This window comes from Clostridium psychrophilum (assembly GCF_018861705.1).
Lineage (GTDB): Bacteria > Bacillota > Clostridia > Clostridiales > Clostridiaceae > Clostridium_AD > Clostridium_AD psychrophilum.
This window is the reverse complement of record NZ_JAHLEC010000117.1, coordinates 1-9,821: the sequence shown is the minus strand read 5'-3', so window position 1 is coordinate 9,821 and position 9,821 is coordinate 1. Positions and strand designations below refer to the sequence as shown.

The 9,821-nt window shown below is 29.6% G+C and carries 7 protein-coding genes; 3 read left to right on the top strand and 4 right to left on the bottom strand.

Annotated features, from left to right (window positions below):
* Positions 1–296: 296 nt before the first annotated feature.
* Positions 297–1,724 (bottom strand): sensor histidine kinase, encoded by a 1,428-nt coding sequence (locus tag KPL38_RS16410; protein WP_246578006.1) that lies wholly within the window; start codon positions 1,722–1,724, stop codon positions 297–299.
* Between the two features lie 1,041 nt (positions 1,725–2,765).
* On the opposite strand from KPL38_RS16410, the gene pknB reads away from it, so the two are divergent.
* Positions 2,766–4,421, top strand: coding sequence for a Stk1 family PASTA domain-containing Ser/Thr kinase (pknB, locus tag KPL38_RS16405; RefSeq protein WP_216290227.1), 1,656 nt, complete (start codon positions 2,766–2,768; stop codon positions 4,419–4,421).
* A 235-nt stretch (positions 4,422–4,656) separates the two neighbouring features.
* Complete coding sequence (locus KPL38_RS16400; RefSeq protein WP_216290226.1) at positions 4,657–5,514, top strand: YitT family protein; 858 nt, start codon at positions 4,657–4,659, stop codon at positions 5,512–5,514.
* A gap of 295 nt (positions 5,515–5,809) precedes the next feature.
* Here the strand turns inward: KPL38_RS16400 and KPL38_RS16395 are convergent, their stop codons facing one another.
* Positions 5,810–6,520, bottom strand: coding sequence for a YjbE family putative metal transport protein (locus tag KPL38_RS16395; RefSeq protein ID WP_216290225.1), 711 nt, complete (start codon positions 6,518–6,520; stop codon positions 5,810–5,812).
* 241 nt (positions 6,521–6,761) lie between these two features.
* On the bottom strand, positions 6,762–7,409 hold the full coding sequence (locus KPL38_RS16390; protein ID WP_216290224.1) for a DsbA family protein: 648 nt from the start codon (positions 7,407–7,409) through the stop codon (positions 6,762–6,764).
* 231 nt (positions 7,410–7,640) lie between these two features.
* Here KPL38_RS16390 and KPL38_RS16385 point away from each other — a divergent pair, with 231 nt between their 5' ends.
* The gene (locus KPL38_RS16385) at positions 7,641–8,216 is read left to right on the top strand and encodes a C40 family peptidase (protein WP_216290223.1); all 576 of its coding nucleotides are present in this window, start codon (positions 7,641–7,643) and stop codon (positions 8,214–8,216) included.
* Between the two features lie 96 nt (positions 8,217–8,312).
* Here KPL38_RS16385 and KPL38_RS16380 read toward each other — a convergent pair whose 3' ends face one another.
* Complete coding sequence (locus tag KPL38_RS16380) at positions 8,313–9,698, bottom strand: MFS transporter (RefSeq protein WP_246578005.1); 1,386 nt, start codon at positions 9,696–9,698, stop codon at positions 8,313–8,315.
* Positions 9,699–9,821 lie beyond the last annotated feature (123 nt).

Here is a 9,821-nt window from a genome sequence, read left to right as displayed (position 1 = left end):
TGCAAAACATAGTAATCCTCCTCTACGTACTGATTTTGATATTATTATATCATAATTACTACGTTTGGAAGTAATTACAAGCTTTTTGTGGGATAATCATACTATTAATAAAAAAAATATTATATTTTAAAAAATAAAAAACCTAGCATAATTGAAGACCACCGAAAAAGTATCATTTTATTTAAAAATGACTTTTTCAGTATTTTCCATAATTGCTAAGTTTTTTTTATATATACATATGGTTCTGTTTCTTTGCCCCATACATGAATGGTTTAAGCAACTTATAAATGACATCACTAATAAATATCTGAAAGTTCCACCTGTATATTTTCATTTTCACTTTTTACATTGCTATTATAAAGTGTATTTTCTTTAAGCACTGTTTTGGAAGGAATTCTAACTGTAAACTTACTTCCTTTCCCAAGTTTACTTTCTACATTTATACTGCCACCGGATAATTCTACAATTGACTTAACTAAACTTAATCCAACCCCCGTACCCTCTGTATTTCTTGATAATGATTTGTCTACCTGTTTAAATCTATCAAATATCATATTTAAATACTTTTTTTCGATGCCAATACCATTATCTTTGACTGATATTTCAACAAATTCACCCTTATCTTTAACTTCTACAAGTATTTCATCGCCCTCATCTGAAAATTTTATCGCATTTGATATAAGATTTAATAAAATTCTATCAATCTTTTCTGAATCACAAGCAATTATCTTTTCTTCTAAATCCGTATCAAAAATAATATTTATACCTTTACTTTCAGTAAAAGCAGTTACAGACGTCACTATATCTTCTACAACTTCGACTATATTTCTATTTGATAAATTCAATTCAAAGAATCCTGCTTCAATCTTTGATGTGTCTACTATGTTATTAATAAGTTTAGATAACCTATAAGAATTTTGTTTAAGTGATTCAGTATATTTAACAATTGAATCCTTCTTCTCATCAAGTGAATCTGAATCGCAATACATACTAAATAATTGGGCTGTTGCAAATATAACATTTAGTGGTGTTTTCAGTTCATGAGATATGTTAACAAGGAATTCTCCTTGAGCTTTGCTTGCAACAGTTAACTCTTTATTAGCAATAATTAATTTTTTATTAGCAATATTTAACTCAGCCGCCCTATGTGCTTTCTCTTGATTTTGAAAAGCAAGCTCCTTATTAGCAATTATTAACTCTGCTGCCCTGTCCGCCTTCTCTTCGTTTTGAAAAGCAATCTCTTTATTAGCAACAATTAATTCCGCTGCCCTATCTGCTTTCTCCCCACTTTGAAAAGCAAGTTCTTTAATAGCAACAATTAACTCTGCTGCCCTCTCTGCTTTCTCCTCACTTTGAAAGGCAATCTCTTTATTCGCAATAAATAACTCTGTTGCCATATCCGCTTTCTCTCCGATTTGAAAAGCAAGTTCCTTATTAGCAATAATTAACTCTGCTGCCCTATCTGCTTTTTCTCCGCTTTGAAAAGCAAGTTCCTTATTAGCAATACTAAGCTCTGCTGCCCTGTCTGCCTTTTCTTCATTTTGAAAGGCAAGTTCTTTATTAGCAATTATTAACTCTGCTGCTCTATCTGCTTTCTCTTTATTTTGAAAGGCAAGCTCTTTATTAGCAATCATTAGCTCTTCTGCCTGTTTCTCTTTTTCTTCATTATCTTTAAGTCTCATTTTAAGTTGCTCCGTTACCTGTTTGTAAAAAATATCATTCATATATATCATCATCCTTCAGTTTACTCTTTCCCGGATTAACAAAATCCACAATTAACGATGTTAAAATTTACTTTCAAAATGTTTTTCTGAAAGTATTATTTTGATAATAAAATTAGGTTGTATATACACTTTATCCATATATAAATTCTAAATAATATTATAACCAATGATATAAAACAAGTAGATGTATTCTAAGCAACAACATTTAGTTCTAATATTACTTATAAAAGTATTATTTCTTTTCAAAAAACTTTCACTACTATTTAATTACAAATAATTTGTTGTAATTAAGATATAATCGTTTTCTACTTTTTCACAAAATATTACAATAAAAAATACTCTATTATAATATTTTACCACAATATGTTATATTTTTGTATTAATAAATACTTAATTTTATGTTAAATATAATTATTTAATAAATTAAAATCAAAACAAGTATAACAGTCAATAAAATCTAATACTATATTCATTTTTTATTAAATTTCAACTATTGTTACAATTAAATATTAATATTAAAATTACTTGGAATAAATATTACTTTAATTATTGACTTTAACTAGCTATTCTTATAAAATAAACATAAAGAGATAATGGAAATTACTACTCACATTGTGATAATTGAGTAAATTACATTTTCTTATAATGATAAGATTAAACATTAAATTAAAAAGAATTGTTGTAAAATTTATATATATAAATTTAAAAGATATATTAATAAAAAAGGTGAAGCTTACTGATACTTGTTAGAGTCAAAGCCATTCAAAATAATTAATATTATATTGAATGGCTTATTACTATTTATTTATAACTATTTCAACGCATAGTTTTCACGTTTTGATGCCTATCCCCAGTATTTGGATAGACTACGTTTTCTAAAAACATCTTGGTTGCTTGTGATTTTTCTTAAAAAGCTACCTCAAAAACAATGCTTTTTCTAAACGAAGTTGAGTAAATAATTCAAATTCACTTCAAACAGTGGGCAATAGACTATGATATAATATATCCTGTTACTATTCTTCATAGGGGGACAAATAATATATGATAGGTACATTACTTTTAAATAGATATGAATTATTAGAGAAGATTGGTGAAGGTGGCATGGGAACTGTATATAAAGCAAAGTGCCACTTATTAAATAGATTTGTTGCTGTAAAAATATTGAAAACAGAGTTAAGTAATGATGAAGAGTTTCTTAGACGGTTTAAACGAGAAGCCACTTCAATTGCAAAATTGTCACATCAAAATATTGTTGGTGTTCTAGATGTTGGTGAAGAAAATAATATTAACTTTATAGTTATGGAATATATTAATGGAAAAACATTAAAACAAGTAATAAAAGACGATGGCAGACTTAGTTCTAAAAAAACTATAAATATAGTTTTACAAATAGCCAAAGCACTTGAATGTGCTCATAAAAACAATATAATTCATCGAGATATAAAACCAGATAATATCATGATAAAAGAAGACCATACAGTTAAAGTTATGGATTTTGGAATAGCCAAGGTTGCCGATTCAAGAACCGTAACTAATTCCAATAAGGTTATGGGTAGCGTACGCTATTTTTCTCCGGAACAAGCAAAAGGTGTTTATGTTGATTGTAGAACAGACATATATTCCTTAGGTATTGTAATGTATGAAATGGTGACTGGGAAAGTACCATATAATGCAGACAGTGCTATTACTATAGCTATGATGCATATTCAGGAACCTCCTACTGCGCCTAAAGAAGTTATTACTGATATACCTGAAAATATAAACCAGGTAATCTTGAAAGCAATGGAAAAACAACCGATTAAAAGATACCAAACGGCTACTGAAATGATAGCAATTTTAAGTGCAATTAAAGAGAATCCTAATTACATAATTGAAGTAAACAATGACTTAGATGATGCTACAAAAATTATAAGTGATGTAATAGTTCCTGACTTAAAAAACGATTCTACAACGGTTATGAGTAAGTCAGAAATTGCTGAACTAACAAAAAATAAAAAAGATAGCAAAGTGCTGCCTAGAAATAAGAAGCCTCTCAGGAGTAAAAATGCAAAGGTAATTATTTTATCAATTATTTTAGTAATGATTGCTGGAGTTATAGGGGCTTTTACTATCAATGAAATGTCTAATAAAAAGGCAACTCCCACGGTGAAAACTGTTGTTCCAAAAGCAGCTGTAAAAACACCAGTAATTGAAAAAAAATCTGTTCCATCATCTACTGGAACTACTCAAGATACTACAAATAATACTCCTGTATATAAAAATAGCAGCAAAATTGTAAGTCCAAAAGTTTCAAATAGCGATTATAACAAAAATAAACAATCTACTAAAACTACTAAATCTACTAAAGTTCCCAGCGTAAAAACTTCAACTGAAACGACAGGATCATCAACTAAAGTTACAGATAAAAAAACAACGACTGGAACTACAAATGCTAAAGGAACAACAGGCTCATCAACTGATACTACTGGGTCTGGCACTAAAGGATCATCAACTGGCACCACAGGTACTAAAGGAACCACGGGTACTGGAACATCAGGAGGTTCAACTGGAACTACAGGGACTAAAGGAACCACGGGCTCATCAACTGGTACTACTGGTTCTGGCACTAAAGGATCATCAACCGGTACCACAGGTACCACGGGTACTACTGGTACTACAGGATCATCAACTGGGGCTACTGGAACAACAAGCAAATAATTATCAATACTTTTGTAATAGAAAAAATTACACAGATAATTCAAATAATAAATGTGCCTCTGATAACTCCAAGTGGCATATTTATTTCCCATATACAAAATTCATTCGTTACCTCTTATGTAAGTTTGATACATTTTATAACCATATAATGCCACTTTAAACAGTATTAAGGTTGAAATAAAAGTTGAAATATATTACTATTATAGTTTAGATTAAAGAAAGCGAGGATTATTATATGACTAAAAGCTTCAAAAAATATTACACTACCCTAATGAAAATAATTATTATTATGATTGGTGCAACATTGTATTCAATTGGTTTAGAAATATTTTTAATACCTAATAATATAATTGATGGTGGCGTTGTTGGAATATCAATTATGGTAAATCATTTTATAAACGTACCATTAGGATTACTTACCTTTATACTTAATATACCTTTCTTTGTAATAGGATATAAACAAATTGGAAAGACGTTTACAATTGCTACTATATTTTCAGTAATATGCTATTCTATAGGCGTATCTATTCTTAAACCAATTCCTGGCATAACACAGGATATTCTATTGGCATCAGTTTTCGGTGGGATAATTGAGGGCGTAGGAATAGGATTAATAATGAGAAGTGGTGGTTCAACAGATGGAACAGAAGTCGTTGCAATCATTTTAGATAAAAGAATTAATTTTTCAATTGGTGAAATAATAATGTTCTTTAATTTTTTTATATTACTTGCAGCCGGCGTGCTTTTTGGTTGGGATAGAGCAATGTATTCTCTCATAGCATATTTTATAGCAATTAAAGTCATTGATATTATTGTTGAAGGCATTGACGAATCAAGGGCTGTAATCATAATTTCAGATAAAAACAAAGATATCTCAGAAGCAATAATGGATAGGCTTGGTCGAGGAATGACTTTTCTTAACGGTGAGGGCGGAAATAATGGAGATTCTAAAAATATAATTTATGTTGTTGTGTCTCGGTTGGAAATTGCTAAGTTAAAATCTATAGTAAATGGATTTGATAAAGATGCATTTATAACTATAGGTAGTGTTGAAACTACAGGCAAGAAGTATAAAAAGAAGGCTATACATTAAATCGTAAATGAAACAAATCATTCAGCATAATAAATATTATTTTTAACCATATTAAAAAGCCATCTATATTTAGATGGCTTTTTTGTGTACGCAGAAATCACCAGGTGCAGTTTTATATGTGTTTGTATCCACTGTGGTACATTTTTCCTCTTTGTTGATATATTTGCTTGCATAGTCATGTTGTCTTCGTATATGCTCTCTTTGATCGTATACAAAATGTAGTATACTAAAAAATAATACTATATTTACTAAAAACCTGGTTGTACTATTAAATTATCTCCTGTGTCGCAGCATATTATATCTTATGTAATGGCTTCCAGCGTAAGTTTTTCTTTTCTGTTATTTTTATTATTAGATATCCGTACAACAATATACTAATGGCAAAAACCCAGGGAATTATTATTGATACTACATGTGAAAAACCCAGATATTTAATTGTTAAATTATCCTCAAGTATCATCTTAAAGGATGTATGAGCTAATATTGCGCCACCTAAGTATATAACAATAGGATGGTCTTTCATTAAATTTGATACAAATTGACTTCCGTAAAAAATTATTGGTATGTTTATTAAAATACCGATAATAATTAACCACACATTACCGTCTGCTGTACTCGCTATTGCAATTACATTATCAAGACTCATACTAATATCTGCAATAATAATTACAGCTACTGCTTCCCAAAACTTTCCTGCTTTTTTCACACTACAATCTTCTTCCTGGTATCCAGGCTTTATAAAATCCCATGTTATTTTTACTAAAATAAGTCCACCAATTAATTTAATTGGTAACCACTGTATATTCATTATTTGAGTAATAATACAAGCAAATAATACTCTTAATCCAATAGCCCCTGCTATTCCTATAAAACTAGCTTTTTTTGCAAATTTAGGAGATAGATTTTTCGTTGCTAACGCAATAATACCTATATTATCACCAGATAATGTTAAATCAAGTATAGTAATTTCTAATACTCCTATGATAAAAATCATTAGATTATCCATTTGCACCCTCTTTCTTTTCCATCCTCATGGAAATTACATATTATAATAAAAATTAATCACATTATATGTACTAATTTACATGTAATACATAATATATATATATGGTTAACTCTTAATATATATGAATGTGTTTCTATTGTATAATATAATTTTTTAGTTACTTATTAAATTCTCCATATCACAAAAAACTGTGAAATAATTTACTTCACAGCCTTTTGTTTATAAAACAATTTTTGCCTAACTAGATTTGGTTAGCAAAAGTTGGGGAAGAAAACATTTTATCCAAATCCTCAAAACTAGTAAATCCTTGTGAGTTTATGTTTACCTTATTGTCTCCTACCGATATGATAGTTGGATACATTGTAACACCCATTGAGTTTGCCAAATCAAAACACTTAAATGTCTCTTTTCTTAATGATTCTGAGTTAAATTCTTTAAGAAACTCCTCACCAGGTATATTAAAACTTTCAGCTATATCAGTGTAAACTTCTAAGCTGTTCATGTCCTTTCCATAAACAAAAAATGCATCTTGAATTTTCTTAAGAAAGTTAAAAGCCACTTTCTTTTTTATCCTTTGAATTGTAACAACTGCTTTTGCCCCAGGTAAACTATCTAGAACTATTAAATTGCTCTCTATTATATTTTTATTATAACCTTCTCCGAATTTTTTCCCAGTTAATTTCTCTATTTCTACATTATGACCTTTTACATAATCCCTTAGGCCACTGCTCATTTTTTTAACATTATCACCCGTCCACATTCCTCCTGGTAAAAGGTTAAACTCATAAATATCTTTATACTTTTCCTGTAACTTTGTTATAACATCGCTAGTACCATAACACCATCCACACATTGTATCCATAACATAATATATTTTATTTTTCACCATAAATTACCTCCCATTTAAATTCATACTCTTTAAACAATAAACACACTTGCTTTCTTATAAACTTAACATCGCATTTTACTCAATATCTTTATACTTCCCAATTAACACTTGTTTTAACAAAATAAGTAGCCTTCTTATTTATTTTTATTAACATTATAGAATATTACTACAAATATTATAATAATTTAATTAATATAAGATTATTTAAAATATATGAGCAAAGGAGAAACAATGAGGAAATCTTTTAATAAAAGGAATTCAACAAAACTTTATCTTGTAACATCAATTCTTATTTTAGGATCCCTAATATATATGACTTTCACTATTTTCACAAATTTTAAAACTCCATTAAACAAGCCTGAATATATAAAAAATGGACAACAATATAAAACATTAATAACTGGAAATACTTTAATATCATACTCAGATACATTTCTTGGAATGAGTTATTTATGGGGCGGAACAACACCCGCAATAACCGATGCTGCTGGCAACTATATAAGTGGTGGATTCGATTGTTCTGGTTTTGTAAAATATGTTTATAACCATTTCAATATAAATTTGCCTCGAATAACTATGGACCAGATAAATAAAGGTATTTCTATTAATATACATGATCTTAAAAATGGCGATTTAGTCTTTTTCATGACAAATTCAGCTCTTCCATATCAAGTATCTCATGTTGGAATATATGTTGGAAACAATAAATTTATTCATTCCCCAAAAACTGGTGATGTTATAAAAATATCTGAATTAACTGGATATTACAAAGAAAAATTTGTTATCGGTAAACGAATAATAAAATAATTGCTACACTAAATTATACAAATAACACGTGCACAATTATAAGCCCTCTATACCATAGAGGGCTTATAAAAAATATTATTCATTCCACGTGCCTATTTAACTTGCTGACACAACATCTTCAGATTCTGGTTTTGACCTATCATGTACATTCCAAGTAAGAGATAGAAATACAATAGCAAGTACAGCAGAAATCATAAGCATTATGAATCCTCCATTCCAGTTGTATTTATCTACAATCATTCCCATTACTATTTCAGCTGCAACTTGTCCGCCAAGATATCCAAAGAGCCCCGTAAAGCCTGCAGCAGTTCCAGCAGCTTTTTTAGGAACTAGATCTAAGGCACTTACTCCAATAAGCATAACTGGTCCATATATTAAGGCACCTATGCAAGCTAAAGTAATGTTTACTGCTAAAAGACTTGAACTCTGCCAATAAATGAACACACCAACTGCTACTCCTACCATGCAAGCTATACCTACTGGTGCACGACGACCATGAAATATTTTATCACTGATCCATCCAATTAAAATAGTACCAGGAATTGCGGCATATTCAAATAAAGAAAATGCAAGTGCTGACTCTTTAACATTAAAACCTTTCACTTCCTGTAAATATAATGGAGCCCAATTAATGACACCATATCGTACTAAATATACAAACACATTTGCAAGAGCGATAAACCATATATATTTATTATTGAGTACATATTTAAATAGTATTTCTTTTGCAGTCATTTCTTTTTCTCTATTAGCTACTTTAAATGCAGGGTAGTCATTTTTATATTCTTCTATAGGAGGAAGTCCTACAGATTGAGGTGTATCCTTTGCAAAAACCATATACAGTGATCCTATCACAATTGCAATAATAACTGGTAAGTAAAAAATTCCTTTCCATCCTCCAAATATTTGAACACCAACAAGTGCAATAGTAGCAATAAATCCACCACCCACATTATGTGCTGTATTCCAAATAGACATTTTAACGCCACGTTCTTTATCAGAGAACCAATGAGTCATGATTCTGCCACATGGTGGCCAACCCATACCTTGTACCCAACCATTTACAAGCATTAACATAAACATTATTGTAAGACTTGATGTAATTGGGAAAAATAAATTTGTAACACCAGACAAAATTAAACCGATTCCTAGAAAAAATCTTGCATTAGACCTATCTGATACATTACCCATAACAAATTTACTGACACCATAAGCCATTCCAAGTGCAGAGGCAACTAAACCAAGTTGTGTTTTTGTAAAGCCTTCTTGAATGAGGTACATCTTAGCTAATGAAAAGTTACTTCTAACAAAATAGTAACCCATGTAACCAATATAAATACTTATAAATACTTGTAACCGATATTTTTTGTAAGCTGAATCAATTTTTTCTTTTGGTAATCTCTTAATAGGCTTAGCAGGTTTTAAAAAGCTAAATAAATTCGACATATCCTTCATCGTCCTCTCATTTTTATATTTTTTCATAAAAAATATTAATCTATGATTAAGCCACAAAAAGCTATATTTTCTCCGGTAGGAGTTAAGCTATTTCAAATTTTAGGCTATGCCTCTTGAAAATATTGTAAATTAATATGAAAATTTCAATAA

Coding starts and splice junctions, on each gene's coding strand:
- KPL38_RS16410 (WP_246578006.1), bottom strand. CDS start 1,724: ATGAATGATATTTTTTACAAACAGGTAACGGAGCAACTTAAAATGAGA.
- pknB (WP_216290227.1), top strand. CDS start 2,766: ATGATAGGTACATTACTTTTAAATAGATATGAATTATTAGAGAAGATT.
- KPL38_RS16400 (WP_216290226.1), top strand. CDS start 4,657: ATGACTAAAAGCTTCAAAAAATATTACACTACCCTAATGAAAATAATT.
- KPL38_RS16395 (WP_216290225.1), bottom strand. CDS start 6,520: ATGGATAATCTAATGATTTTTATCATAGGAGTATTAGAAATTACTATA.
- KPL38_RS16390 (WP_216290224.1), bottom strand. CDS start 7,409: ATGGTGAAAAATAAAATATATTATGTTATGGATACAATGTGTGGATGG.
- KPL38_RS16385 (WP_216290223.1), top strand. CDS start 7,641: ATGAGGAAATCTTTTAATAAAAGGAATTCAACAAAACTTTATCTTGTA.
- KPL38_RS16380 (WP_246578005.1), bottom strand. CDS start 9,698: ATGAAAAAATATAAAAATGAGAGGACGATGAAGGATATGTCGAATTTA.